Origin of the sequence: Paramesorhizobium salinisoli (assembly GCF_003335045.1) — a bacterium.
Lineage (GTDB): Bacteria > Pseudomonadota > Alphaproteobacteria > Rhizobiales > Rhizobiaceae > Paramesorhizobium > Paramesorhizobium salinisoli.
Genome location: NZ_QOZG01000116.1, coordinates 1 through 446 on the forward strand (window position 1 = coordinate 1; position 446 = coordinate 446).

Annotated in this window: 1 protein-coding gene; it reads left to right on the forward strand. The window is 57.8% G+C overall.

Annotation, left to right across the window (positions count from 1 at the left end):
• Nucleotides 1–294, forward strand: a 294-nt coding sequence (locus tag DUT91_RS25165) for a LysR substrate-binding domain-containing protein (protein WP_245420030.1), incomplete at its 5' end; no start/stop codon positions are given.
• Nucleotides 295–446: the final 152 nt, after the last annotated feature.

Genomic DNA, 446 nt, shown 5'->3' on the forward strand with positions numbered 1-446 from the left:
CCTGCGACATTCAGTATCGAGCCAGTCCTTGCATTGTCGTCGCTCATCATGGTTCGGGATGCGGTGCGGGCAGGGGTCGGCGCTGCACGCCTGCCGATCTCCCTGGTGAGCCACGATCTTGCTGACGGCATGCTGCTACATTGGGGAGATATTGAGGAATCAGAAGTCGCGCTATGGGCACTCTACCCATCACGGCGTCTTCTGAGCGCTCGCGTGTCGGCGTTCCTCGATCACCTGAGGCAGGCTTTTCCCAACGGGACGCCCGACGAACTGGCTGCTTATATCGGCAGGTAGCCTCCAAGGACCTGTCGGTCGTCTCGCGGGTGAGACTGCTTATATATACTCGCTCCGCGTCACTGTCCGCCTTGACCGGTTCAGTACACTTCACCGTTCCATATGATTGTAATTAGATCAGCTTCGAACAGCGATCCTCAACGAGCCCCAGA